The 24,619-nt window shown below is 66.6% G+C and carries 24 protein-coding genes; 10 read left to right on the forward strand and 14 right to left on the reverse strand.

Annotation, left to right across the window (positions count from 1 at the left end):
- The first annotated feature begins 47 nt into the window (after positions 1-47).
- Positions 48-1,841, forward strand: a complete 1,794-nt coding sequence (gene lepA, locus WDM91_15930; protein MEI9996084.1) for a translation elongation factor 4 — start codon at positions 48-50, stop codon at positions 1,839-1,841.
- Between the two features lies 1 nt (position 1,842).
- Here lepA and WDM91_15935 read toward each other — a convergent pair whose 3' ends face one another.
- Positions 1,843-2,763 (reverse strand): retropepsin-like aspartic protease, encoded by a 921-nt coding sequence (locus WDM91_15935; protein ID MEI9996085.1) that lies wholly within the window; start codon positions 2,761-2,763, stop codon positions 1,843-1,845.
- A 125-nt stretch (positions 2,764-2,888) separates the two neighbouring features.
- Here WDM91_15935 and WDM91_15940 point away from each other — a divergent pair, with 125 nt between their 5' ends.
- The 4 genes from WDM91_15940 (at position 2,889) to hisA (ending at position 6,648) form a co-directional block, all read left to right on the forward strand.
- Positions 2,889-3,311, forward strand: a complete 423-nt coding sequence (locus tag WDM91_15940) for a hypothetical protein (GenBank protein ID MEI9996086.1) — start codon at positions 2,889-2,891, stop codon at positions 3,309-3,311.
- A gap of 72 nt (positions 3,312-3,383) precedes the next feature.
- Positions 3,384-5,195, forward strand: coding sequence for a DUF4153 domain-containing protein (locus WDM91_15945; protein ID MEI9996087.1), 1,812 nt, complete (start codon positions 3,384-3,386; stop codon positions 5,193-5,195).
- An 80-nt stretch (positions 5,196-5,275) separates the two neighbouring features.
- Complete coding sequence (gene hisH / locus WDM91_15950; GenBank protein ID MEI9996088.1) at positions 5,276-5,923, forward strand: imidazole glycerol phosphate synthase subunit HisH; 648 nt, start codon at positions 5,276-5,278, stop codon at positions 5,921-5,923.
- Positions 5,920-6,648: a 1-(5-phosphoribosyl)-5-[(5-phosphoribosylamino)methylideneamino]imidazole-4-carboxamide isomerase gene (gene hisA, locus WDM91_15955; GenBank protein ID MEI9996089.1), complete on the forward strand. Its 729-nt coding sequence runs from the start codon at positions 5,920-5,922 to the stop codon at positions 6,646-6,648. Before hisH ends, hisA begins: the two co-directional genes overlap by 4 nt.
- Before the next feature lie 50 nt (positions 6,649-6,698).
- Here the strand turns inward: hisA and WDM91_15960 are convergent, their stop codons facing one another.
- From WDM91_15960 to WDM91_15985, 6 genes are all read right to left on the reverse strand, one after another.
- Positions 6,699-7,559: a ParB/RepB/Spo0J family partition protein gene (locus WDM91_15960; protein ID MEI9996090.1), complete on the reverse strand. Its 861-nt coding sequence runs from the start codon at positions 7,557-7,559 to the stop codon at positions 6,699-6,701.
- Positions 7,559-8,377, reverse strand: a complete 819-nt coding sequence (locus WDM91_15965) for a ParA family protein (GenBank protein ID MEI9996091.1) — start codon at positions 8,375-8,377, stop codon at positions 7,559-7,561. The genes WDM91_15960 and WDM91_15965 overlap by 1 nt, the downstream gene beginning before the upstream one ends.
- A complete protein-coding gene (gene rsmG / locus WDM91_15970) occupies positions 8,355-9,011 on the reverse strand; it encodes a 16S rRNA (guanine(527)-N(7))-methyltransferase RsmG (protein ID MEI9996092.1) in 657 nt (218 codons plus the stop codon). Before rsmG ends, WDM91_15965 begins: the two co-directional genes overlap by 23 nt.
- On the reverse strand, positions 8,986-10,839 hold the full coding sequence (gene mnmG, locus WDM91_15975) for a tRNA uridine-5-carboxymethylaminomethyl(34) synthesis enzyme MnmG (GenBank protein ID MEI9996093.1): 1,854 nt from the start codon (positions 10,837-10,839) through the stop codon (positions 8,986-8,988). The genes rsmG and mnmG overlap by 26 nt, the downstream gene beginning before the upstream one ends.
- 109 nt (positions 10,840-10,948) lie before the next feature.
- The gene (gene mnmE, locus WDM91_15980; protein ID MEI9996094.1) at positions 10,949-12,241 is read right to left on the reverse strand and encodes a tRNA uridine-5-carboxymethylaminomethyl(34) synthesis GTPase MnmE; all 1,293 of its coding nucleotides are present in this window, start codon (positions 12,239-12,241) and stop codon (positions 10,949-10,951) included.
- Between the two features lie 9 nt (positions 12,242-12,250).
- Positions 12,251-12,526, reverse strand: a complete 276-nt coding sequence (locus tag WDM91_15985; protein ID MEI9996095.1) for a DUF6489 family protein — start codon at positions 12,524-12,526, stop codon at positions 12,251-12,253.
- A gap of 140 nt (positions 12,527-12,666) precedes the next feature.
- On the opposite strand from WDM91_15985, the gene WDM91_15990 reads away from it, so the two are divergent.
- The 4 genes from WDM91_15990 to WDM91_16005 all read left to right on the forward strand — a co-directional run bounded on the left by WDM91_15990 (position 12,667) and on the right by WDM91_16005 (position 17,708).
- Positions 12,667-14,724: a thioredoxin domain-containing protein gene (locus WDM91_15990; GenBank protein ID MEI9996096.1), complete on the forward strand. Its 2,058-nt coding sequence runs from the start codon at positions 12,667-12,669 to the stop codon at positions 14,722-14,724.
- 74 nt (positions 14,725-14,798) lie between these two features.
- Entirely contained in the window at positions 14,799-15,503 is a 705-nt protein-coding gene (locus tag WDM91_15995; protein ID MEI9996097.1) for a dienelactone hydrolase family protein, read from the forward strand.
- Between the two features lie 67 nt (positions 15,504-15,570).
- Positions 15,571-17,067 carry a carboxylesterase/lipase family protein gene (locus WDM91_16000; GenBank protein MEI9996098.1) on the forward strand — a complete coding sequence of 499 codons (1,497 nt, stop codon included), beginning with the start codon at positions 15,571-15,573 and terminating at the stop codon, positions 17,065-17,067.
- 2 nt (positions 17,068-17,069) lie between these two features.
- Positions 17,070-17,708 carry a glutathione S-transferase family protein gene (locus WDM91_16005; GenBank protein ID MEI9996099.1) on the forward strand — a complete coding sequence of 213 codons (639 nt, stop codon included), beginning with the start codon at positions 17,070-17,072 and terminating at the stop codon, positions 17,706-17,708.
- A 3-nt stretch (positions 17,709-17,711) separates the two neighbouring features.
- On the opposite strand, the gene WDM91_16010 is transcribed toward WDM91_16005, so the two are convergent.
- Positions 17,712-18,422, reverse strand: coding sequence for an alpha/beta fold hydrolase (locus WDM91_16010; GenBank protein ID MEI9996100.1), 711 nt, complete (start codon positions 18,420-18,422; stop codon positions 17,712-17,714).
- Between the two features lie 206 nt (positions 18,423-18,628).
- Between WDM91_16010 and WDM91_16015 the strand changes: the two genes are divergently transcribed.
- Positions 18,629-19,597 carry a quinone oxidoreductase gene (locus WDM91_16015; protein MEI9996101.1) on the forward strand — a complete coding sequence of 323 codons (969 nt, stop codon included), beginning with the start codon at positions 18,629-18,631 and terminating at the stop codon, positions 19,595-19,597.
- A 77-nt stretch (positions 19,598-19,674) separates the two neighbouring features.
- On the opposite strand, the gene WDM91_16020 is transcribed toward WDM91_16015, so the two are convergent.
- The 6 genes from WDM91_16020 to hemH form a co-directional block, all read right to left on the reverse strand.
- Entirely contained in the window at positions 19,675-20,103 is a 429-nt protein-coding gene (locus WDM91_16020) for a nuclear transport factor 2 family protein (GenBank protein ID MEI9996102.1), read from the reverse strand.
- A 4-nt stretch (positions 20,104-20,107) separates the two neighbouring features.
- The gene (locus tag WDM91_16025) at positions 20,108-20,710 is read right to left on the reverse strand and encodes an HD domain-containing protein (GenBank protein MEI9996103.1); all 603 of its coding nucleotides are present in this window, start codon (positions 20,708-20,710) and stop codon (positions 20,108-20,110) included.
- A 111-nt stretch (positions 20,711-20,821) separates the two neighbouring features.
- Positions 20,822-21,505: a hypothetical protein gene (locus WDM91_16030; protein MEI9996104.1), complete on the reverse strand. Its 684-nt coding sequence runs from the start codon at positions 21,503-21,505 to the stop codon at positions 20,822-20,824.
- A 5-nt stretch (positions 21,506-21,510) separates the two neighbouring features.
- Positions 21,511-22,767, reverse strand: a complete 1,257-nt coding sequence (gene rho, locus WDM91_16035) for a transcription termination factor Rho (GenBank protein ID MEI9996105.1) — start codon at positions 22,765-22,767, stop codon at positions 21,511-21,513.
- 250 nt (positions 22,768-23,017) lie between these two features.
- On the reverse strand, positions 23,018-23,476 hold the full coding sequence (locus WDM91_16040) for a CopD family protein (protein ID MEI9996106.1): 459 nt from the start codon (positions 23,474-23,476) through the stop codon (positions 23,018-23,020).
- Positions 23,477-24,511 carry a ferrochelatase gene (hemH, locus tag WDM91_16045; GenBank protein ID MEI9996107.1) on the reverse strand — a complete coding sequence of 345 codons (1,035 nt, stop codon included), beginning with the start codon at positions 24,509-24,511 and terminating at the stop codon, positions 23,477-23,479.
- Between the last annotated feature and the right edge of the window lie 108 nt (positions 24,512-24,619).

Below are 24,619 nucleotides of genomic sequence, written 5' to 3' on the forward strand. Positions count from 1 at the left end.
CCAACCGGCCTCAAGGTGCGAAGCGGCAGGCCATTGAAATGACCGAACTGTCGAAAATCCGCAATTTCTCCATCGTCGCCCATATCGACCATGGCAAATCGACGTTGGCCGACCGGCTGATCCAGTACACGGGCGGGCTGAGCAATCGCGAGATGAAGGACCAGGTCCTCGACTCGATGGACATCGAGCGCGAGCGCGGCATCACCATCAAGGCACAGACCGTGCGCCTGCAATACAAGGCCAAGGACGGCGAGACCTATACGCTGAACCTGATGGACACACCCGGCCATGTCGACTTCGGCTATGAGGTCAGCCGCTGTCTCGCGGCCTGCGAAGGCGCGCTGCTGGTGGTCGACGCGAGCCAGGGCGTCGAGGCGCAGACCCTGGCCAATGTCTATCAGGCGATGGACGCGAACCTGGAGATCGTGCCGGTCCTCAACAAGATCGACCTGCCGGCCGCCGAGCCCGAGCGCATCCGCCAGCAGATCGAGGACGTGATCGGCATCGACGCGTCGGAGGCGGTGCCGATCTCGGCCAAGACCGGGCTCAACATCGACCAGGTGCTGGAAGCGGTCGTCACCCGCCTGCCGCCGCCCAAGGGCGACGTCAACGCCCCACTGAAGGCCTTGCTGGTAGACAGCTGGTACGACGCCTATCTCGGCGTGGTCGTGCTGGTGCGCATCATCGACGGCGAGCTGCGCAAGGGCCAGAAGATCCGCATGATGAATGCGGACGCCTATTACCAGGTCGAGCAGATCGGCGTCTTCACGCCCAAGAAGGTCGCCGTCGAGGTGCTGAGCCCCGGCGAAATCGGCTACATCACCGCGCAGATCAAGCAGGTGGCGGACACCCAGGTCGGCGACACCATCACCGACGAGCGCAAGGGCACCGCCATGGCGCTGCCGGGCTTCAAGCCGGCGCAGCAGGTCGTGTTCTGCGGGTTGTTCCCGGCCGATGCGGCGCAGTTCGAAGATCTGCGCAACGGCTTGGGCAAGCTGCGCCTCAACGACGCCAGCTTCACCTATGAGATGGAGACCAGCGCCGCGCTCGGCTTCGGCTTCCGCTGCGGGTTCCTCGGCCTGCTGCATCTGGAGATCGTGCAGGAGCGGCTGGAGCGCGAGTTCAACCTCGACCTGATCGCCACCGCGCCGAGCGTGATCTATCACATCCGCCTGACCGACGGCTCGCTGATGGAGCTGCACAACCCGGCCGACATGCCGGACGTGATGAAGATCGCCGCCATCGAAGAGCCCTGGATCAAGGCGACGATCCTGGTGCCCGACGAGTATCTGGGCGCGGTGCTGAAGCTCTGCGAAGACCGCCGCGGCCGCCAGATCGAGCTCACCTATGCGGGCAACCGCGCCATGGTGGTCTATCATCTGCCGCTGAACGAAGTGGTGTTCGACTTCTACGACCGGTTGAAATCGGTCAGCCGCGGCTATGCCTCGTTCGACTATCACATCGAGGCCTATGAAGAGGGCGACCTCGTCAAGATGTCGATCCTGGTCAATGGCGATCCGGTCGATGCGCTGTCGATGATCGTGAACAAGGGCCGCGCCGAGGGCCGCGGCCGCGCGATGTGCGAGAAGCTGAAAGAGCTGATCCCGCGCCACATGTTCGTGATCCCGATCCAGGCCGCGATCGGCGGCAAGATCATCGCCCGCGAGACGCTGAGCGCGCTGCGCAAGGACGTCACGGCGAAATGCTATGGCGGCGACATCAGCCGGAAGCGCAAGCTTCTCGACAAGCAGAAAGAGGGCAAGAAGAAGATGCGCCAGTTCGGCAAGGTCGACATCCCGCAGGAAGCCTTCATCGCCGCGCTGAAGATGGATCAGGATTAAGTCAGGGGCAGTCGCCGTAGAACACCATCGTGTTCGCCGGATAGTTCAGCAGCATCTTCAGCTTCATCGCCGCAAAGAGCTTGTTGCCGATATTGGCCAATCTCGTATCCGCCGAGCCGGGAGCGCGGCGCACCGTCACGATCTGGCCCGGCGGCAGCGAGAACGGCCCGAACCCGACCTCCGCATCCAGCGCATAGATCTTCGAGGTCGAGTCGCCGCGCGCGCCGGTGAGGCCGGTCTCGCCCTTCTCGGTCAGCGCCGCCCGCACGCCGGGCAGGGCGAGCGCGCCCTGATAGAGCGCGATGCCGCCATTCGAACCGGTGTCGAGGCTGATCGGCGTGCGTGCCGCGCCCAGGCGGAAGTCCGCGATGATGGGGATCGTGTCGCCGTCATAAGACCGCAGCGGCAGGACGTAGTGCGTATGGCAGCCGCGCAGCATCGGCCATGCGTCGGATGGCGCATCGAGGAGGCTCACCGTGCTGCGCGGATAGTCGATCAGGACGATCTTGTCCGCCAGGAAGCTGTAGCCGAGCACGCCATCCAGCGGCCGGCCATAGCGCGCCGACAGCGCGCCCATATCGGTCGCCAGCGCATCGACGGCAGAGAAGTCCCGGCCGGCGATCGACAGCCCGGTGATGGTGGCGGGATAGGCCTGCGCCGTCTTGGCGTCGCCCTCGCCCGAGGCTTCGCCGCCCGCCGCGCGCTGGATGGGGAGGCGCAACGCCTCGGCCCGTGCGATGTCGATCACCGAAGGATCGACCCCCGTGTCGAGGATCATGTAGAGCGGCGTACCCTTGACGGTCACGTCCAGGCCGAGCGCGGCGCGCGAATAGTCGAACGGCACGGTGAGCGGGGCCGCCGTCGCCGCGGCCGCGAGCGCTGCGAAGGCAAGGCCCACGACACCCGATACGAACCGACCCATCGGCAAGCTCCAAGATGGTCTCCGTCCCCTGTCTAGGATGGGACGCGCGGCATTCCCAGGGGGTGCTGCCCCCTTCGCCTTGAACGCGGCGGCACGATGCGAAATGCTGGACCCGGAGGGTGCGCATGACCGAACTGGATCTTCTCAATCTCGCGCGCGCCACGACGGTGAACGAGATCGGCTATTTCACGCAGATGATCACCATCAATTTCGCGATGGTGGTGGCGATCTTTTATTTCCTCAATCAGGCGCGGCTGCCGATGAAGCTGTTCGCCTTCGCCGCTTACATGACCGGGATGCTGCTCTTCCTGGGGCAGATGCTGTTCGAGACCAACCTCAAGGTCGTGATCCTGGCGTCGCTCGGGGCGCTGCCGCATCCGTCGGCCGTCACCGTGCGCTATCTGGCGCTTTACGGCACTTGGCTCGGCACCGTGACGTCGGCGCTGTTCAATGGCGCGGTCTGGGTGCTCTGCCTGGGCGTGTTCTATCTGCTGTTCTTCTGGCGCAAATCGCCGGAGGAGCGCGACGTGCGCATCCTCAAGCCCTGACACGGCCTCCGCCCGGACGCAGATCAGCCGCAATCGCACATATGATGCACCCGGCTGTTGGGAGGGAATGCGATGTCGGATCAGGAGGCCGCCGGCGAGCCGGCCGGCGATGTCACCGCGCTCGGGCTTCGGCGCCTGCTGGTCGGCGCGCTGCAGGGGCTCGCGCTCTATCTTCTCTACCGCGCGGTCGAGGACAAGACCTGGCCGGCCACCGATCCTTATTGGATCGCGCCGCTGGCGATGGTGTTCCGCTTCGTGCCGCTGCTGTTCCAGCAGGCGGCGGGGACGATGCGCGCCCGCACCCTGATCGCGTGGCTGGTGATCGCAACCGTGCTGCTGGCGGGACTGGCCTGGTACGATGTCTGGCGCCGCGCGACGCCGGATCCCGTTGGGTTCGGCCGCGATTGGGCGATGACCTTCGCATTGGGCTTTTTCGCCGCCATCGGCCTCTTCATCGCCCAGGCGCTGATCCTCGCCGCGGACGGCGAGCGGCGATGGATCGCCTCTTATGCGGCCTATTTCGACGCGGCCTGGAAGCTCGAGGTCCAGCTCGTCCTTTCCGCCGTGTTCGTGGCGGTGTTCTGGGGCGTGCTGTGGCTCGGCGCCATCCTGTTCAACCTGATCAACGTGCATTTCGTGGAGACGCTGATCGAGAAGGCGTGGTTCGCCATCCCCGCGACCACTCTGGCTACGGCAGCGGCGCTGCATGTCACCGATGTGCGGGCGCGGCTGGTGGCCGGCCTCCGCACCCTGGCGCATGTGCTGCTGTCCTGGCTGCTGCCGCTGATGACCGGCATCGCGGTGCTGTTCGTCCTCGCCCTGCCCTTCACGGGATTGGCGCCGCTCTGGGCCGCGGGTTCGGCGGCCGGCGGATTGCTGGGCGCCGCGGGCGTGCTGGTGGTCCTCATCAATGCCGCCTTCCAGGACGGCAGCCCGGAACACAACCGCGCCCGCGTCCTGCGCTATGCGGAGTTCGTCGCGGCGCTGGTGCTGCTGCCGCTGGTGCTGATCGCGGCCTATGCGCTGTGGCTGCGGGTGGACCAGTATGGCTGGACGGTCCAGCGCATCGCGACCGGCGCCGCGACCCTGGTCGCGCTCTGCTACACCTTCGGCTACGCGGCGGCGGCGCTGTTGTCGCCGCGCGGCGGCGTGTGGATGCGGCTGGTGGCGCCGGTGAACGTCGCGACCGCTTTCGTGGTGCTGGCCGTCCTGCTCGCCCTCTTCACGCCGGTCGGCGATCCCGAACGCCTCGCCGCCGCGAGCCAGGCGGCGCGGCTGGAGAGCGGGGCGGTGCGGCCGGCGAATTTCGACTTCGGCTATCTCTATCGCGAAGGCGGACGCTACGGGCGCGATGCGCTCAAGGCGATGACGACGGGACACTTCGGCAACGAGACCGCGCGCGTTCGCACGCTTGCCGCCGAGGCGCTGGCGAACAAGGCGCCGGGTCTGGCGACGCCGGCGGCGCCGGTCGACATCGCCGCCAATGTCACCGTCTATCCCAACACGCGCGCCCTGCCGCGCACGCTGCTGGATCAGGATTGGAGCCGGACGGCCGGCGCGCCGGGTTGCCTGACGCTGCGGCGGGCGCCGTGCGATGCGGTTTTCGCGGATGTCGACGGCGACGGCTATGAGGAGGTCGTGCTGGTGTCCGGCAGCGACCGGTTCTGGTTCGGCAGCATTTTGAAGGAACGGCCCGACAAGACCTGGGGCGCGATCGCCACGATCGGCGGACATTGCCCGGGGATGCGGGCCGCACTGCGGGAAGGCCGGCTGCAGGTGGTGCCGCCCGTCACGCCGTTGCGGGACATCGTGCTCGATGGAATCCGGCTGCATCCGGCGCCGGAAGGCTCCGAGCGGTACGAGCCCTGCCCGTCGTCATTCTGAGACGCCGGTTCTAACCCGCGATCTTTTGCGTTAAGAGGACCGCCTTCGCGGGCGGTCCGCGGAACCATTGCGTGGAAAAGATGCGTCCTGTTGTTGCCCTGATCGATTACGGCTCCGGCAATCTGCGGTCGGCCGAGAAGGCTTTGGCGCGGGTCGCCGCCGAACGCGGCACCGGACAGGACATCGTGGTGACGTCGGACGCGGCCGTGGTGGTGAAGGCCGAGCGCATCGTGTTGCCGGGTGTCGGCGCCTTCGCCGATTGCATGGCGGGGCTCGCCGCGCTGGACGGCATGACCGCGGCGCTGGGCGACGCGGTCATCGCGCGCGGCGTCCCCTTCCTCGGCATCTGTGTCGGCATGCAGCTGATGGCGAGCCATGGCCGCGAGTTCGGCGTCACGCCGGGGCTCGGCTGGATCGCGGGCGATGTGGTGCGCCTCACGCCGTCCGATCCCGCGCTCAAGATCCCGCAGATCGGCTGGAACGAGCTTGTCCTCGCACAGCGCCACCCGGTGCTCGAAGGGCTTCCGCCACACGCCCATGCCTATTTCGTGCATTCCTACGCCTTCGCGACGGAGCGCCCCGACGACGTGCTGGCGCGGACCGACTATGGCGGCCCGGTGACGGCCGCGGTCGGACGCGACAATCTGGTCGGCGTGCAATTCCATCCCGAGAAGAGCCAGGCCGTCGGTCTGACGCTGCTCGGCAATTTCCTCGGCTGGCGTCCATGATCCTGTTCCCCGCCATCGACCTCAAGGACGGCCGCTGCGTGCGGCTCAAGCGCGGCCTGATGGACGAGGCGACCGTCTTCAACGACGATCCCGCGGCGCAGGCGCGAAGCTTCCAGGACGCCGGCTTCCAGTGGCTGCACTGCGTCGATCTCAACGGCGCCTTCGACGGCCGCTCGGTGAATGCGCAGGCGATCCGCGCCATCCGGGCCGCGATCGACCTGCCGATCCAGCTCGGCGGCGGGATTCGGGACATGGCCGCGGTCGAGGCGTGGCTGGCAGCGGGAATCACACGCGTGATCCTGGGAACCGCGGCGCTCAAGGACCCCGCCTTCGTGAAGGCGGCGGCCCGCGCCTTCCCCGGCCGGATCGTGGTCGGCGCCGATGCCAAGGGCGGCAAGGTCGCGACCGAGGGCTGGGCGGAGGTCTCGGACCTCACGCCGGCCGCGCTGGGCCGGAAGTTCGAGGATGCCGGCGTCGCGGCCGTGCTGTTCACCGATATCGACGGCGACGGGCTGCTGCAGGGCGTGAACGTCGAAGCGACCGCGGCGCTGGCGCGCGCCATCCGGATCCCGGTCATCGCCTCCGGCGGGGTAGGAAGCATCGGCGATATCGAGCGACTGATCGCAGCCGGCGAGCCGAATATCGAGGGCGTTGTAATCGGGCGCGCGCTCTATGACGGCCGGATCGAGCCCGTTCGGGCCTTGCAGCTCGCGAACGCCGTTTAGGCGTTTACCAATTCTAAATATATTGCTTAATATTCAATGGCATAAGGCCGTTATCGGCCTTTGCTGAGACGCCGGTTTATCTCGTCGAGCTGCTCCAGCGTTTTATAGGCGATCCGCACTTCCCCGCCTTTGGAGCCTTTGTGTATAACTTTAACAGCCAAGCCCAAGCTATTGGAAAGTATGGATTCCAGATCCGAAATGTTCGGGTCGGCGGGTTGCGGACGCCCTTTGGATGGTTTCTTGGTCGTTGAACGCTGTTCGGCCTGTCGGACGCTGAGCGAGCCCGCAAGGATCGCAGCCGCGCCGGCGAGGGGATCGGGGGTACCGATCAAGGTCCGGGCATGCCCGGCGGTCAGCCGTCCATCGCGCACCATGGCCTGGACCGGGCCCGGCAGGGTCAGCAGCCGCAGGATGTTGGCGATGTGCGGCCGGCTCTTGCCGACCTCCTTCGCCATGCGCTCCTGGGTGTAGTGGAAGCGCTCCATCAGCTCCTGGTAGGCGGCGGCCTCCTCGATGGCGTTGAGGTCGGCGCGCTGGACGTTCTCGATGATCGCGATCTCGAGCGACTCCGCGTCGTCCATCTCGCGGACCGTCACCGGCACCTCGTGGAGCTTGGCCATCTGGGCGGCGCGCCAGCGCCGCTCGCCGGCGACGATCTCATAGGCGTTGGGCTCGCCCTTGAGCGGCCGCACCAGGATCGGCTGCAGCACACCCTTCTCCTTCACCGACTCGGCGAGGTCGTGCAGCTCCTCCGGCGCGAAGCGCTTGCGCGGCTGGAACTTGTTCGGCCGCAGGAAGGCGATGGGCAGCCGGTGGGTGGCGCGGTTCTCGCCGCGCGTCGCGGTGCTTTCCTCGCCGATCAAGGCGGAGAGGCCGCGGCCGAGGCCGCGATGACGCTCTTCGGCCGCCATCACGCCGCCGCCTGCAGGCGCTCGCGCTCGCGGGCGATCAGCTCGCCGGCAAGCTTGATATAGGCCTGGCTGCCGGGGCAGCGCAGGTCGTAGACCAGCGCGGGCAGGCCATGGCTCGGCGCCTCGGAAATCCGCACGTTGCGCGGGATGGTGGTGCGATAGACCTTGTCGCCCATGTTCTCGCGCACATCGGCCTCGACCTGTTCGGAGAGCTTGTTGCGCTTGTCGTACATGGTCAGGACGATGCCCTGGATCTCGAGCGCCGGATTGAGGTTGGCCTTCACCAGCCCGATCGTCTTGAGCAGCTGCGACAGGCCTTCCAGTGCGAAGAACTCGCATTGCAGCGGCACGATCACCGCATCCGCCGCCGCCATCGCATTGACGGTGAGCAGGGTGAGCGAGGGCGGGCAGTCGATCAGCACATAGGAGAAGGGAGATGATCCGTGTGCGGAATATTCCTCCAGCGCATCCTTCAGGATGTGGTTGCGCCGCTCGCGGTCGATCAGCTCGAGCTCGGCGCCGGAGAGGTCGACGGTCGACGGCACGATGGACAATTTCGGGATCCGGGTCGGGGTGATCGCCTCGGCGATCTTCGCCTCGCCGGTCAGCACGTCATAGGTCGTGAGATTGCGCTCCGCCCGCGGGATGCCCAGTCCGGTCGAGGCATTGCCCTGGGGGTCGAGGTCGATCACCAGCGTCGGCTCGCCGACCGCGGCGAGAGCGGTGCCGAGATTGATCGCCGTCGTGGTCTTGCCGACGCCGCCCTTCTGGTTGGCGATGACGAGGACGCGCGGTCTATTCAGGTTGGGGCTGGACATGGCGAAGCTCCCGGACCTCCAGGATGACGCCGGAAGGATCGGTGGCGCTGGGATGCTGGAGAACAGTCATTTTCCAAGATTTACGGGCTTGGGTCAATTCAGACGCTAGGGATTGTCCCTTCAAGAACAGGCAAACGGCGTCCGGCGCAGCCTTTTGCTGTGCATAGCCCAAGAGCTTGTCCAAGGGCGCCAGGGCGCGGGCCGTAACGACGTCATAACGGCCGGGGCCATCGGCCTCGATCCGCTCGTTGCGGACGGAGACGTCGAGCTGCATGCGCTGTGCGGCGGCAACGAGGAATTCGGCCTTCTTGCGGGTGGCCTCGAACAGGCTCACTGCGATCCGGCCGCGCAGAAGCTCCGCCAACACCAAGCCCGGAAACCCGGCGCCGCTGCCGAGATCGGCCAAGGTCCGCGCCGTCGCTGGGACCAGGGGCGCGAGCTGTGCCGAGTCCCAGACATGGCGGCGCCAGACATCTTCGAGGGACCGGGCCGAGACCAGGTTGTGCCGCGCATTCCAGTCCTGCAGCAGACCGACATAGGCTTTCAGCCGCGCCAATGTTTCACGGGAAACACCCGCGTGCGCCGCGAAGTCCTCGGGCCCGAAGGGCTCAGGCGCGTCTGGCGGCGCGGACATGGGCAAGCACGAGCGTGAGGGCAGCAGGGGTGACGCCATCGATCCGCGCAGCCTGGCCGAGCGTCGCCGGGCGGACAAGGCCAAGCTTCGCGACCGCCTCGGTCGAGAGACCGTGGATCGCGCGGTAATCGAGGGCATCGGGCAGGGCGAGCGCTTCGTCCTTGCGGAAGCCGAGGATGTCGGCGTCCTGCCGGTCCAGATAACCGGCATATTGGCTGTCGATCTCGAGCTGCTCGACGGTATCGGCGTCCATCCCATCGAGCTGCGGCCAAATCCGGGCAAGGGTTGGGAAATCCACCTCCGGAAGGCTCAACAGCTCCATTGCCGACCGCCGCACTCCGTCCTGGCGCACGCCGATCCCATGCTTCTGCGCTGCATTGGGCGTAAGGTTCAGGCCCGCGATCGCCGATCGCGCCGCCGCCAACCGGGCCATCTTGGCTGCAAAGACCGCGCTCCGCTTGGTCCCCACACAGCCCGCGCGCACGCCGATCGGCGTGAGGCGCCGATCGGCATTGTCGGCCCGCAGCGTCAATCGGTACTCGGCGCGGCTGGTGAACATCCGATAAGGCTCGCTCACGCCTTTGGTGACGAGGTCGTCGATAAGAACCCCGATATAGGCGGTCGCCCGATCCAGGATGATGGGTTCATGGCCCCCGGCCGCGCGGGCCGCGTTGAGGCCGGCCATCAGGCCCTGCGCCGCCGCCTCTTCGTACCCCGTGGTCCCGTTGATCTGGCCGGCAAGATACAGACCGGCGACCTTCTTGGTCTCCAGCGAAGGCTTGAGTTCACGAGGATCGACATAGTCGTATTCGATGGCATAGCCCGGACGCTTCACGGCGACGTTTTCCAGACCGGGGATGGTCGCGAGCAGGGCGCGCTGCACATCCTCGGGCAGGGAGGTCGAGATCCCGTTGGGATAGACCGTGTCGTCGTCCAGACCCTCGGGCTCCAGGAAGATCTGATGGCTGTCGCGCGCTGCGAAGCGCACGACCTTGTCCTCGATAGATGGGCAGTAGCGCGGTCCGGTCGACTCGATCTGGCCGGAATACATCGGGGCGCGGTGCAGATTGGCTCGGATGACCGCATGCGTCTCCGGCGTCGTCCGGGTGATATGGCAAACGGTCTGCGGCGTCGTGATGGTTTGCGTCAGGAAGGAGAAAGGCGAAGGCGGATCGTCGCCATGCTGGACCTCTAGCTGCGCCCAGTCGATGGTCCGGCCATCCAGCCGGGGCGGCGTACCGGTCTTGAGACGACCCATCGTCAGGCCAAGCCCATAAAGGGTCTTCGACAAGCCCAGGGAAGGCGCATCGCCGACGCGGCCCGCGGGGATCTTCGTCTCGCCCAGATGAATCAAGCCATTGAGGAACGTGCCGGTGGTCAAGACCACTGCGCCACAACGTATTGTTTTCGCGTCGGCCGTGATCACTCCCGCGACCCGGCCATCCTCGATCAGCAGGTCCTCCGCCGCGGCCGCCTGAACGGTCAGGTTGGCGGTCTGCGCCAAAGCCGCCTGCATCGCCGCGCGATAGAGCTTGCGGTCCGCCTGTGCCCGCGGTCCGCGCACCGCCGGGCCCTTGCGGCGGTTGAGCAGGCGGAACTGGATTCCGGCCGCATCGGCGACGCGACCCATCAGGCCATCCAGCGCGTCGATCTCCCGGACCAGATGTCCCTTGCCGACACCACCGATGGCCGGATTGCAGGACATCTCGCCAATGGTCTCGAGCTTGTGCGTCAACAGGAGAGTCTTGGCCCCCAGACGCGCCGAAGCCGCCGCCGCTTCGCAGCCGGCATGGCCTCCGCCGATGACGATGACGTCGTACCCGTTCATGCCGGCTCAATAGAGGAGGGGCCCGGCGGCCTCAAGGCCGAAGCGCTGTTTCACGGGAAACAATGACGCTTCTCTGGAAAGCGCCTGTTTCACGTGAAACAGGCGGGACCTACTTTCCAATGCAGAAATCGCGGAATACGACATCCAACAGTTCCTCGACATCGACCCGTCCGGTGATCCGGCCGACGGCGCGGACCGCCAGCCGCAGGTCCTCCGCCAACAGCTCCGCCTCGGATGCCGCCTGTGCCCGCCGCAAGGCCGCCAGGGCTTCCATCAACGCCTGCCGATGCCTCGCCCGCGTCAGCGCCGGCGCCTCCCGTACCCGCTCCAACCGCGCAGTGACATTTTTCTCTATTTCCTTCAATAGGTTATCCATTCCGGCGCCATTTTTGAGCGACACGGACAAGCCTTCGCCAGCTTCGAAACCCGGAAGATCCGACTTGTTCCAGACGACCAGATCGGCCGGCTGCGAGCCGGCGCCACCCGTAGTTCCATCGAGCAACAGCAAGACCAGATCGGACTGTTCTGCGCGCGCCAGCGCCCGGCGCATCCCCTCGCGCTCGACCGGGTCGCCCGTCTCGGCCCGCAAGCCGGCGGTATCCGCGACGATCACCGCGTAACCGCCGATATCGAGCCGAACCTCGATCACGTCCCGTGTCGTGCCTGCCGTCTCGGACACAATCGCCACGTCGCGCTGGGCAAGGGCGTTGATCAGCGAACTCTTGCCGGCGTTCGGCGGTCCGATCACCGTCAGATAGAGCCCGTCGCGAACGATCTCGCCACGTCGCGAATCGTCGAGATGATTCTCCATTTCTTCTACAATATCAGATACTTGCCGAACCACTGACCCCGTCAGACCCGGCGGCAATTCCTCGTCGGAAAAGTCGATGGCCGCCTCGGCCCAGGCCAATATGCGGATCAGCCGCGCCCGCCAATCCTCATATAGCGCCGCCAGCGCCCCGCCATATTGCGACAGCGCCTGCCGCCTTTGCCCTTCCGTCTCCGCGTCGATCAAGTCGCTCAGCGCCTCGGCCTGGGTCAGGTCGAACTTGCCATTCTCCACCGCCCGCCGCGTGAACGCGCCCGGTTCGGCCGGCCGCGTGCCCGGCACGGCCGCGATCGCCCGCAGCACCGCCTCGACGACGGCGCGGCCGCCATGGACGTGAAGCTCCGCCACATCCTCGCCGGTGAAACTGCCAGGCGCCGGAAACCACAGCAGCAGCGCCTGGTCGATAGCCGCGCCGTCCGCACCCCGCACCGGCCGCAGCACCGCCTTGCGCGGCTCCGGCAGCGCGCCGCACAGCGCGCCGACCACCGCGCCCGCCGCCGGACCGGAGACACGCAGCACCGCGACGCCGGCGCGTCCCGGCGCCGACGACAGCGCGTAGATCGTGCCGCTCATCCGGTCCGGCTATTTGGACGACTTGTCCGCGTCTTTCCGCGCCGTACCGCCGCCGGCCGCGCGCCGCGCGCTGTCGAACAGGAAGCGCTGGAATTGCTCGAAGCCCTGGCCGCCCAGCGGCATCCAGGCCCGCATCATCGCCTCCGGATCGTTGAGATCGACCGCCGCCTTCATCCGCTTCTCGACCTCGGCCATCATCCGCTCCTGCGCCTTGGAGACATCGGGCAAGCCGAGGAATTTGCGGGCCTCGTCGGGCGTCATGTCGATCACAATGTTCATCTTCATCGCGCTTAACCCAGCTTTTCCGTGGCGCTTGTGAGCGGCGCGCGCCACCGTTAGAAGCTTCCCCCGATCCAGCCTCCCATTGCAACGCCGACGGCGCTTCGTGCCCGCCGGCCTTGCGGACCGCACGGAAAAGAAACGCCATGAACCGCCTCGCCACCGAAACGAGCCCCTACCTGCTGCAGCACAAGGACGATGCCGTCGCATGGTATCCCTGGGGTCCCGAGGCGCTGGCCGCGGCCCAGGCGCAGAACAAGCCCATCCATCTGTCGATCGGCTACAGCGCCTGCCACTGGTGCCAGGTGATGGGCGAAGAGAGCTTCAGCGATCCGCAGACCGCGGCGGTGCTGAACGCCGAATACATCAACATCCTCGTCGACCGCGAGGAACGCCCCGACGTCGATCAGGTCTACCAGGCGGCCGCCAACCTGATGGGCAATGCCGGCGGCTGGCCGCTCACCATCTTCCTCGATACGGCGCGCGTGCCCTTCTTCGTCGGCACCTATTTCCCCAAGGAAGAGCGTGCCGGCCTCGCACCGCCGCTATCGCGCGTGCTGGGAGACCTACGGCGCCTGCGCGAAGAGCGCGCCGCGGACCTCACGACCGCGAGCGAGAACATCAAGCGCGAGCTCACCTCGCTGTGGCATCGCGACATGCGCGGCCCGATCGACGCCAACACGCTCGACAGCGCCGCGATCCGCATCGCGCAGCGCTTCGACATCTTCTTCGGCGGCGTCGTCGGCCAGCAGAACAAATTCCCCTCCGCCACCCAGCTCGAAGTCCTGTGGCGCGCCTTCCTGCGCACCGGCATGGGCCAGTTCATGCAGGTCGTCTCGACCACCATGGACAACATCCTGCTCGGCGGCCTCTGCGACCATGTCGGCGGCGGCTTCTATCGCTACTGCGTCGACGAGCGCTGGCTCGTGCCGCATTTCGAGAAGACCCTGGTCGACAACGCCCAGATCCTCGAACTCATCACCGGCCTCTGGCAGTTCAACCGCAACCCGCTCTGCGCGGCGCGCGCGGCCGAGACCGTCGAATTCCTCCTGCGCGACCTGAAGAACGGCGCCGCCTTCGCCGCCGGCATCAGCTCCGACAGCGAAGGCCAGACGGGCAAATACTATCTCTGGTCCGAAGCCGAAGTGGACGCCGCGCTGGCCGGCACCTTCATCGCCAAGTTCAAGGCCGCCTACAACGTCGTGCGCGACGGCGCCTTCAACGGCAAGAACGTCCTGCAGCGCCTGGGCTCGCCCGCGCCGTTCCCGCAGCCCGAGGCCGACGAGGCGCTGCTCGCCAAACAGCGCTCGCTGCTGCTCAAGGCGCGCCAGGGCCGCACCCCGCCGCCGCGCGACGACAAGGTCCTCGCCGACTGGAACGGGATCGCCATCGCCGCGCTCGCCAATGCCGGCAGCGCCTTCGAGCAGACCGCCTGGGTCCAGGCGGCGATCGAAGCCTTCGAGTTCGTCGTCAAGACGATGGGCGACGGCGACCGTCTCTACCATTCCTGGATCGGCGGCAAGCGCGGCGCGCGCGGCTTCGCCGACGACTACGCGCATATGGCCCGCGCCGCCATCGCGCTCTACGAGGCGGTGGGCGACAAGCGCTATCTCGACCAGGCGCGGCGCTGGACCCGGGTGCTCAACGAGCAGTTCTGGGACAAGGAGCGTGGCGGCTACCTGTTCACCGCCGAGGACGGCGAGAGCATGATCGTCCGTGCACGGATGGTCTTCGACCAGCCGGCGCCCTCGGCGAATGCGACGATGATCAAGGTGCTCACCTGCCTGATGATGGCGACCGGCGACGCGTCCTATTCGGAGCGCCTCAACCAGCTGGTCGGCGCCTTCGCCGGCGAGGCGCAGCGGGCCTTCATCTCGATGGGCGCCTATTTCTCCGGCCTCGAATTCGGCATGTCGGGGCTGCAGCTCGTCGTGATCGGCCCGCTCAACCATCCCAAGACGCATGAGCTGACCGCCGCGATCCTCGGCCGCGCCCTGCCGAACCGCTTCCTCACCGTGCTCGCCCCCGACGACGCGTTCCCCGAAGGCCATCCGATGCATGGCCGCGGCATGCAGAACGGCCAGCCCACCGCCTATGTCGTCCAGCGCGGCCAGGTGTCCGCGCCGGTCACCAATCCGGTGACGCTGTCGCAAATGCTTCAGCTGCCGCCGCCGCGGCCGCAGCCGGGACAGCGGCCGCAATAAACGGGCGCCGGCCGCGATTGTGCCGGCCGGGCCGAACCCGTTAACCTCCCCCGAAACGCGGAGGAGCGTGCGCCATGGCCGGTCAGGACGTCAGGATCAAAAGCAGCCCCGACGGGGAGTTCGGCGCCTATCTCGCCTCGCCCGCCTCGGGGCGCGGCCCGGGCGTCGTCGTCATCCAGGAGATCTTCGGGGTCAACAAGGTGATGCGCGCGCTGGCCGACGAATTCGCGGCGCGCGGCTATTTCGCGCTGTGCCCCGACCTGTTCTGGCGACTCGAGCCCGGCGTGCAGCTTACCGATCACAGCGATGCCGACTGGAAGCGCGCCTTCGACCTGATGGGCCGCTTCGACCAGGACGCCGGGGTCAAGGACATCCAGAATTCGATCAACTACCTCCGGCATTCCGTCACCGGCTGCACCGGCAAGGTCGGCGCGGTGGGTTATTGCCTGGGCGGCCTGCTCGCCTATCTCACCGCGGCGCGCACCGATGCGGACGCCTCGGTCGGCTATTACGGCGTGAACATCCAGGACAAGCTGGGCGAGGCGGCACGGATCAAGAAGCCGCTGATGCTGCACATCGCCGCCAAGGACGAATATGTCCCGCCGCCGGCCCAGAAGGCGATCGTCGACGGCCTCAAGGGCAATGCCCTGATCACCGTCCATACCTATCTCGAGATGAACCACGCCTTCGCGCGGCCGGGCGGGGCGCATTACGACAAGGCCTGCGCCGATCTCGCCAATGGCCGCACCGCCACCTTCTTCCGGCAGCATCTGAGTTGACGCCCGGCTTTCTCGCACACCCCGGATCGCACCGGGCGGCGCGTTCAAGCCCGAGAGGAAATCCGACATGAACGCAATCCGCCTCGCGCTCGCCGCCTTCTGTCTGAATGCATCGGCCGCGCTGGCGGCGCCGCCGCAGGCCGTCATCGACAGCGGCGCAGTCGCCGGATCGAGCGACGGCATCGTCGACGTCTACAAGGGCATTCCCTATGCCGCGCCGCCGGTCGGGCCGCTGCGCTGGATGCCGCCGGCACCGGCCGCGTCCTGGAGCGGCACGCGCGACGCCACCAAATTCGGCGCGATCTGCCCGCAACCCGCCCGCCCCGATCCCTTCGACCCGCCCCAGCCACAGAGCGAGGACTGTCTCTTCCTCAATGTCTACGCACCCCATGGCGCACGGCATGCGCCGGTGATGGTGTGGATCCATGGCGGCGCGCATCGCTTCGGCTCGGGTTCCCAGCCGGTCTATGACGGCAGCCATTTCGCGCGCGACGGCGTGATCCTCGTATCGCTCAACTATCGCCTGGGGCTGCTCGGCTATTTCGCCCATCCGGCCCTGACCAAGGCCGCAGCGCCCGACGCGCCGCTCGGCGACTATGGCCAGATGGACCAGATCGCCGCGCTGCAATGGGTCCGCCGCAACATCGCCGCGTTCGGCGGCGATCCGGACAACGTCACCGTGTTCGGCGAATCCGCCGGCGGCTCCTCGATCCTCTTCCTGCTCGCGACGCCGTCCGCCAAGGGCCTGTTCGCCCGCGCCATCGTCGAGTCCGGCGGCGGCTGGTTCCAGCCGTCCTCGCTCATGGGCAGGGAAAGCGAGGGCGCCGCCTTCGCGACCCGCCAGGGCCTGCCGGGTGCCGATGCGACGCCCGAACAGCTCCGCGCCTTGCCGGTCGACAAGACCTTCGACCTCCCTGTCACGCTCGGCTTCGGCCCCTTCGTCGATGGGCGCCTGATTCCGCATTCGCCCACCACGGCCTTCGCGACCGGCACCGCGATCGATGTCCCGCTGATGATCGGCTCCAACAGTTTCGAAGCCTCCCTGATGCATTCCTTCGGCATTCCCGCCGCCACGTTCACCAGCCGCCTGACGCCGGAGACCCGTGCCGTCTACGCCGCCGATGCCAAGAACGAAGATACGCTCGCCGAGGCGGTGTTCACCGACGCCGTCATGGGCGCGCCGGCGCATTGGATCGCGGCCAAGGCGGCGGGCGGCGCGCCGTCCTATCTCTATTACTTCGCCTATGTGCCGACCGCGCTGCGCAGCATCGCGGCCGGTGCCAATCACGGTGCCGAGATCCCCGACGTCTTCGACAATGCCGGCCCGATCGCCACGCGGCTCGGCATCACGCTTTCCGATCAGGATCTCAAAATGGAGGCGTTGGTCCATTCCTGCTGGGTGGGCTTCGCCAAGACCGGCCGACCCGATTGCATCGGGCAATCCTGGCCCGCCTTCGATCCCGCGCGCGACACGCTGATGTCGTTCGGCGACGCGCCGGGGCCCGTCAGCGATTTCCGCAAGGCGCAGTATCAAGTCCTGCAAGGCGCCCTCAAACCGGAATAGCCATGATCACCGTCTCCGCCTTCAAATGGGTGCCGCCCTTCGCGCAAGGGGTGGTGCGCGACCTGCGCGTGCGCTGGGCGCTCGAAGAGGCGGGGATGACCTACGAGTCCAAGCTGATCGGCTTCGAAGATCAGAAGACGCCCGCCTATCGCGCCATGCAGCCTTTCGGACAAGTGCCCGCCTATCAGGAAGACGGCCTTGTCCTGTTCGAGAGCGGCGCCATCCTGCTCCATATCGCGCGCCGCAGCGCCATTCTGCTGCCCACCGATCTCGCCGCGCGCGACCGCGCCATCACCTGGCTGTTCTGCGCCCTCAACACGATCGAGGTCGTGGTCCAGCCCTATGCCGAACTCGATGCCTTCCATGCCGGGGAGGCATGGACCCAGGCGCGGCGGCCGCAATTGGCCGCGCGCGTCCGGCTGCGTCTCCAGGAGCTGGCGGCGAGCCTGGGCGACAAGGACTATCTCGACGGCCGCTTCACCGCCGGCGACCTGATGATGACGACCGTGCTGCGCATCCTGCGCGGCACCGATTTCGTCGCGGCCGAGCCCGCTCTCGCGTCCTATCAGCAGCGCTGTGAAGCGCGCCCCGCCTTCCAGCGTGCGCTCGCGGCGCAAATGGGCGATTTCGAGCAGAGATAAACGTCACGCGCTGAGCGCGTGGATATGGGCGGCGAATTCCTCGGGCGCGCTCAGGAAGGGCGAGTGGTCGGTGTCCATCACGATCACCGGATCGCAGGGCAGGGCGGCGCACATCGCGGCCTGGGCATCGAGCGGCACCGCATTGTCGAATCGCGTCTGGATGAAGGCCCGCTTGACCCGGCCATAGCGCTCCGCCGTGACCCGCACCGCATGGGTCATCGGCCGGATCGGCTCGGCGCAGAGCTTGCCGATCGCGGCCGCCGCATCGGCATCGGAGCTCATATTGTAGAAGCGGTGCCGGATCAGCCGATTGTCGGTCTTGACGGCGCTGGCGCCCACGACCGCAAGCGCCGGATCGAGCGGCCGGTTGAGCACCAGGGCCGAGAAGATCGATTGCCCGTCCTCCAGCAGCGCCGCCGCGACATAGATGAGCTTCGCGACACGCTCGGGCATCCGCTCCGCCACCTCGCTCAGCACCGTGCCGCCGGCCGAATGGCCGACCAGCACGACGGGCTCGGCCTGCGCCGCAACGATCATCTGGGTGGCGTCGACATAATGTTCGAGCGTCGCGGCGTCATGCGCCATCTGGTCGCTCCCGCGCGCCGGCAGGTCGAAGGCCACCACCCTGTGTCCCTTGCCTTCCAGCAGCGGCACGACCTTTTCCCAGCACCACGCACCGTGCATATGCCCATGGACAAGGATGATGGTCGCCATTCCAATGTCCCCCCGGAGATCGTCGGCGCGGACGGTAGGTTGCAAGTCTTGACGAAACCTGAAGTTGCTGCCAGCCACGTACCGGCGGTTGTGCCATTCCCGGTCATCCGGCGGCACCCCGATGCGGCCACCTTTCCCGCGTCGGCAAACAAAGATCACGATCTGGTAGTATCGCTCCCGCCGCCACCGACTGCTTGAGGATCCCGATGAAAGCCATCCGCTTCGAAAAAACCGGTGGACCAGACGTCCTGCACTATGTCGATGTGGATCTTCCACAACCGGCCGCCGGCCAGGTGCGGGTCCGGCACACCGCTGTCGGGGTCAATTTCATCGACACCTATCACCGCTCCGGCCTCTACAAGCTGCCGCTGCCATCCGGCCTCGGCAGCGAGGCGGCGGGCGTGGTCGAGGCGCTCGGCGACGGCGTCGCGACGCTGAAGCCCGGCGATCGCGTCGCCTATGCCGGCGCGATGGGCGCCTATGCCGAGGCCAACAATGTCGCGGCCGACCGCTTGGTGAAGCTGCCCGACGCGATCGGCGACGAGACCGCGGCCGCCGCACTGCTCAAGGGCATGACCGCGCAATACCTGCTCAAGCGCACCTATCCTGTGACGGCCGGGCAGACCATTGTGCTGCACGCCGCCGCCGGCGGCGTCGGGCTGATCGCCGGGCAATGGGCCAGGCATCTCGGTGTAACGGTGATCGGCACGGTGGGCTCGGACGACAAGCGCGCGCTGGCCCAGGCGAACGGCGCGGCGCATGTCCTCAACTCGCGCGATCCCGATTGGCCGAAGCAGGTGCGCGAGCTGACCGGCGGCCTCGGCGTGCCGGTCGTCTACGATTCCATCGGCAAGGACACCTTCGCGGGCTCGCTCGACGCGCTGGCGATCCGCGGCATGCTGGTGAGCTTCGGCAATTCGTCGGGCGCGGCACCCGCCTTCGAGCCGGGCATCCTGAGCGCCAAGGGCTCGCTCTATGTCACCCGCCCAACGCTTGCACACTACACGCGCGACGCCCGCGAATTGCAGGAGACCGCCGACGATCTCTTCGCCGTGATCGCTTCGGGCGCGGTGAAGATCGCGGTGCATCAGCGCTTCAGGCTCGCCGACGCCGCCAAGGCGCATGAAGCATTGCACAGCCGCGCGACGACCGGCGCGACGGTGCTGATCCCCTAGAGTCTGTCGTTTTCAAGTCGATGCGATCCAACCCGGTGTCATGGCCCGTATTCACACGGTCTCGATGACTCCACGGATCACGACAGACTCTCGGCGGCGGCCACCGAACCCTGCAGCAGCGCCACGGTCGCGCTGTCGAAATATTCGGTGAGACCGATCGCCTTGCCGTCGCGAAACTCCCAGCGGCTGGCGAGCGCGACGCCGAAGTGCTTGCCGCTCTTGCGTTCGGTGACGTCCAGCCGCGCATTCATCCAGACCACATCGCCCTCGCCGATCATCTCGGCGATCTCATAGCGGTGCAGGGTGTAATCGGTCGCGATGGTCGAAACCCCGATGACCGCCTCGACATGGCCGTGATGCACGCCGCCGAAGCGGAACAGCGCCGACGGCGCCTGCGTCGTCCAGACGACATCGCGATGCAGCAGCTGGAGCACCGGCTGGAAGTCGCCTTCGCCATAGGCCTTCAGGGCGCGGCGCATCGCGTCCTTGTTGGCTTCGACGGACAAGCGGCTACTCCGCGGCGATCTTCTGGTCCGGCCGCATGTAGATCGTGTTCTTCGGCCGCGCCAGAACCCGGCGGACCATCGGCTCGAACGCCTCCAGCGGCATGGTGTCATAGGCCGGGTCGAACGCGTTCTGGTCGTGGCGGGCGCAGAACATCGCGGTGCGCTCGAAATGCGGATGGCCGCGGAACTGGTCGCGCATGTCGCGGTCCAGCCCCAGATGATGGAAGAAGTAATAGCCCTGGAAGATGCCGTGATGCGCCATCATCCAGAAATTGGCCTCCGACACATAGGGCCGCATGATGGTGGCACCGAGCTCGGCATGGCTGGCCGAGGCCAGGATGTCGCCGATGTCGTGCATCAGGGCGCAGACGACATATTCCTCGTCCATCCCATCGCGCTGCGCCAGCGTCGCCGCCTGCAGCGAATGCTCGAGCCGGTCCACCGGAAAGCCGCCGCAATCGCCCGCGAGCATCCGAAGATGCGCCAGCACGCGATCGGGAAGCGCCTTGTTGAACGACGACGCCGCTGCCGCGATCTTCATCCAGTCGTCCTTGGTACCCTCGGTCATCGCCTTGAACTGGGCGCGGTCGGCTGGATGTTCGGTCACGGCGGAAATCCCTGCTTGGCTGCGCGGAGTTTCCGTCCGGAAAATCCCAGCGTCAACCGCCGCCACATCCAATTCGGCGCGTCGCACAACGCATGGCTGCGTTCCGCATCCTCAATTGCGCGCCGGCGCTTTGAGCGTCCCCGCGAGCCGTTCGAGCGCTTCCGCCACCGGCTCGGGAGCGGTCAGCATCGCAAGATGGTGCAGCGCAAGCCGCTCGACCGGCCAGCCCGCCGCCGCGATCGCATCGGCATCCTGCGCATAGGCGCCGCTCAATTGAAGATAGGCGGCGGGCGTCATCAGGGCCAAGTCGGGCGCGGCTTCCTCGAAATAGGCGAGCGGCAGGTCCTTCTGCTCGGCGATGAAGGCGGCGCCCATTGCACGATCGGGCAGCAGCGCTTCCATCGCGCCCTTGGGCCACCAGGCATGCCAGGGCGGCAGTCTTCCCTCCTTGGCAAGGCCGCGCAGCCGCGCACCGAGCTCTTCGGGAACGCCGGCGAACCAGCTGTCGCCGGGATGCGGCAACAGGGCGTCGACCAACACAACGCCGTCCAGCGCCGCCAGCGCCGCAATGGCCGGTACCAGCGCGCCGGCGCCGCTATGCGCCACCAGGACGCTCCCCTCCGCGACCGCCGCGGCGGCGCCGCTGGCCAGCACGGGATAGAACGGCGGCTCTCCCTGCATCAGCGGCGTGAGGTCGGGCATCGCCACCGCATGGCCACGCGCCCGCAGCACGGGCGCCAGCATCGCCCAGGTCGACGGCCCGACAAGCGGGCTGTGCAGCAGGACGAACTTCACCCGGCTCAGGTGTTCATGCTGTCGAAGAAATCCGCGTTGCTCTTGGCCGAGCGCAACTTGTCCAGCAGGAACTCGATCGCATCGATCGTGCCCATCGGGGCCAGGATGCGGCGCAGGACATAGGTCTTGGCCAGCGTGCCCTTGTCGAGCAGAAGCTCGTCCTTGCGGGTGCCGGATTTGAGGATGTCGATCGCCGGGAAGACACGCTTGTCCGCAACCTTGCGGTCCAGGATGATCTCGGAGTTGCCCGTGCCCTTGAACTCCTCGAAGATGACCTCGTCCATGCGGCTGCCGGTGTCGATCAGCGCGGTCGCGATGATGGTGAGCGAGCCGCCCTCCTCGATGTTGCGCGCCGCGCCGAAGAAGCGCTTGGGGCGCTGCAGCGCATTGGCGTCGACGCCGCCGGTCAGCACCTTGCCCGAGCTCGGCACCACGGTGTTGTAGGCGCGGCCGAGGCGGGTGACGGAATCCAGCAGGATCACGACGTCGCGCTTGTGCTCGACCAGGCGCTTGGCCTTCTCGATCACCATCTCGGCGACCTGGACGTGGCGCGTCGCCGGCTCATCGAAGGTCGAGGAGATCACCTCGCCCTTCACCGAGCGCTGCATGTCGGTCACTTCCTCCGGCCGCTCGTCGATCAGCAGGACGATCAGATAGCACTCGGGATGGTTGGCGGTGATCGCCTTGGCGATGTTCTGCAGGATGACGGTCTTGCCGGTGCGCGGCTGGGCGGTGATCAGCGAGCGCTGCCCCATGCCCTGCGGCGCGACGATGTCGATGACGCGGCCCGTCTTGTCCTTGATGGTCGGGTCCTTGAGCTCCATGTTGAGCCAGCGCGTCGGATAGAGCGGCGTCAGATTGTCGAAATGGACCTTGTGCTTGATCTTCTCGGGGTCCTCGAAATTGATCGTCGTGACCTTGAGCAGCGCGAAATAGCGCTCGCCATCTTTCGGCGAACGGATCGGACCTTCGACCGTGTCGCCGGTGCGCAGGCCGAAGCGGCGGATCTGCGACGGGCTGACATAGATGTCGTCGGGTCCCGCAAGATAGTTGGATTCGGGAGAGCGCAGGAAGCCGAAGCCGTCCTGCAGCGTCTCCACGACGCCCTGGCCCATGATCTCGACATTGCGCTCCGCGAGTTCCTTGAGGATCGCGAACAGCATGTCCTGCTTGCGCATGGACGAGGCGTTTTCGATCTCGAGCTCTTCGGCGAAGGCGAGCAGATCGGTGGGGGATTTGGATTTGAGATCCTGCAGCTTCATCGTCTGCAGGCCTTCTTGAACGGTCATGGGGAGTCACACCTGAAATACATGGGAAGGCTGGTCCGACTGGCTGAGCGGTAAGGAAGAAAAGCGCCACGAAGCCAGTTTGTGTCGGAGTTTTCCGGCCCGCGCCCGGCTTTTCGCCGGTTCCGGCGCCGCGCTTCTCTTTAAGCGGGGACCAGTGCGTGCCAAGGGGAACGGCAGTCTTATACCCCGATTTGGGGTCGTTGCAAACGCCTGTCAAGCCCACTCAGTCGAAAGTGGGCTGCAGGATCACCAGCAGCACGATCGCGACGACCAACACGAAGGGAATTTCATTAACGATCCGCCAGAAACGGGTGGAATGGCGGTTCGCGTCCCGCGCGAACCGCTTCACGCTCGCCGCGAAGAAGCCGTGCAACCCGCTCATGACCAGGACGAGGACGAATTTGATCTGGAACCAGGTCTCCTCATAGGTCTGCATGAGGATCGCCATGGTGAGGCCGAAGACCCACACTGCGATCATCGCGGGATTGACGATCCGGCGCAGCAGCAACTGCTCGTGACGCTTGAGCATCTCCGACTCCGGCGAGCCCGCCGCCACTTCGCTGTGATAGACGAAAAGCCGCGGCAGATAGAGCATGCCCGCCATCCAGGCGATCACCGCGATCACATGGAACGCCTTGATCCAGTTCAGCTGGTTCGACAGGAACATCTGCAGCGATGACATTCAACTTCCCCCTTGGGCACAGCCCGCCAAACCTGCCGGGCAGAACCGGTCTCTGCCGTTCCCGCCGACAATAGACGGCGCCTCTCGCGCCCGCACAACCAGATCCGCCAGTGCAGCGATGAAATCCGGCTGGGTCCCGGCGGCCGGTACGCGCAGATAGTCCGGCACGCCGGCCTGCTTCGCCAGATGCGCATACTCGATGTCGAGCTCGACCAAGGTCTCGGAATGCTCCGACACGAACGCGATCGGCGCGACGATCACGCCCATGCCCTCGATGCCTGCCCGGCGGATTTCGGCATCGGTCGCGGGCCCGATCCATTCCAGCGGCCCGACCCGGCTCTGGTAGCACACGCTCCAATCCAAGCCTTCGATCCCCAAGGCCTCGACGATGGCCGCCGCGCTGCGCTCGACCTGCCATTGATAGGGATCGCCTTTCGCGATCGTCCGCTTCGGCAAGCCATGTGCGGAGAGCAGCAGCCGATACCGCACCCCCGGTCTCGCGCACGCGAAGGCTTGCCGGATGAGCTTCGCCGTCGCCTGCGCAAACCCTTTCGCCTCCGGATAGCAGCAAACCCGCACCGTCGGCTTGTCGAGCTCCGCCCGCTTCGCTGCCCGTCGCCAATCGGCAAAGGACGAGGCCGTCGTCGTCGTCGAAAATTGCGGATACAGCGGCAACAGGACGATCTTGTCGGGATCCCAAGCCTTCACGGCGGCGGCAGCCTCGTCGCTGAACGGATGCCAGCAGCGCATGGCGATGAAACTCCGCGCGTCCACGCCCTGCGTCGCCAACACTTTATCCAAAGCCCTGGCCTGCGCCTGTGTCTCTTTCAGGATCGGCGACGCCCCACCGATCTGCTCGTAGATCTTGCGCGCGACAGGCGCTCGTCGGCGCGCGATAAACCATGCCAGGGGTTTGCGGACGATGCCGGGCACCGTCAGGATCGCAGGATCGCCGAACAGGTTGCGCAGGAACGGCTCGACCGCCGCCGGCGAATCCGGGCCTCCCAGGTTGAACAGCACGACGGCAAGCTTCACGGTCTCTCCAACGACTTCAATAAGACTCTTAAGATATAGATTCTGAAGTTGATGTTAGGCCTGTGATGTGTGGACGAAGCGGTGGACTGCCGGTGCTGTAAGCCGCAA

Origin of the sequence: Rhizomicrobium sp. (genome assembly GCA_037200385.1) — a bacterium.
Classification (GTDB): Bacteria; Pseudomonadota; Alphaproteobacteria; order Micropepsales; family Micropepsaceae; genus Rhizomicrobium.

Coding starts and splice junctions, on each gene's coding strand:
- WDM91_15935 (MEI9996085.1), bottom strand. CDS start 2,763: ATGGGTCGGTTCGTATCGGGTGTCGTGGGCCTTGCCTTCGCAGCGCTC.
- WDM91_15940 (MEI9996086.1), top strand. CDS start 2,889: ATGACCGAACTGGATCTTCTCAATCTCGCGCGCGCCACGACGGTGAAC.
- WDM91_15945 (MEI9996087.1), top strand. CDS start 3,384: ATGTCGGATCAGGAGGCCGCCGGCGAGCCGGCCGGCGATGTCACCGCG.
- hisH (MEI9996088.1), top strand. CDS start 5,276: ATGCGTCCTGTTGTTGCCCTGATCGATTACGGCTCCGGCAATCTGCGG.
- hisA (MEI9996089.1), top strand. CDS start 5,920: ATGATCCTGTTCCCCGCCATCGACCTCAAGGACGGCCGCTGCGTGCGG.
- WDM91_15960 (MEI9996090.1), bottom strand. CDS start 7,559: ATGGCGGCCGAAGAGCGTCATCGCGGCCTCGGCCGCGGCCTCTCCGCC.
- WDM91_15965 (MEI9996091.1), bottom strand. CDS start 8,377: ATGTCCAGCCCCAACCTGAATAGACCGCGCGTCCTCGTCATCGCCAAC.
- rsmG (MEI9996092.1), bottom strand. CDS start 9,011: ATGTCCGCGCCGCCAGACGCGCCTGAGCCCTTCGGGCCCGAGGACTTC.
- mnmG (MEI9996093.1), bottom strand. CDS start 10,839: ATGAACGGGTACGACGTCATCGTCATCGGCGGAGGCCATGCCGGCTGC.
- mnmE (MEI9996094.1), bottom strand. CDS start 12,241: ATGAGCGGCACGATCTACGCGCTGTCGTCGGCGCCGGGACGCGCCGGC.
- WDM91_15985 (MEI9996095.1), bottom strand. CDS start 12,526: ATGAAGATGAACATTGTGATCGACATGACGCCCGACGAGGCCCGCAAA.
- WDM91_15990 (MEI9996096.1), top strand. CDS start 12,667: ATGAACCGCCTCGCCACCGAAACGAGCCCCTACCTGCTGCAGCACAAG.
- WDM91_15995 (MEI9996097.1), top strand. CDS start 14,799: ATGGCCGGTCAGGACGTCAGGATCAAAAGCAGCCCCGACGGGGAGTTC.
- WDM91_16000 (MEI9996098.1), top strand. CDS start 15,571: ATGAACGCAATCCGCCTCGCGCTCGCCGCCTTCTGTCTGAATGCATCG.
- WDM91_16005 (MEI9996099.1), top strand. CDS start 17,070: ATGATCACCGTCTCCGCCTTCAAATGGGTGCCGCCCTTCGCGCAAGGG.
- WDM91_16010 (MEI9996100.1), bottom strand. CDS start 18,422: ATGGCGACCATCATCCTTGTCCATGGGCATATGCACGGTGCGTGGTGC.
- WDM91_16015 (MEI9996101.1), top strand. CDS start 18,629: ATGAAAGCCATCCGCTTCGAAAAAACCGGTGGACCAGACGTCCTGCAC.
- rho (MEI9996105.1), bottom strand. CDS start 22,767: ATGAAGCTGCAGGATCTCAAATCCAAATCCCCCACCGATCTGCTCGCC.
- WDM91_16040 (MEI9996106.1), bottom strand. CDS start 23,476: ATGTCATCGCTGCAGATGTTCCTGTCGAACCAGCTGAACTGGATCAAG.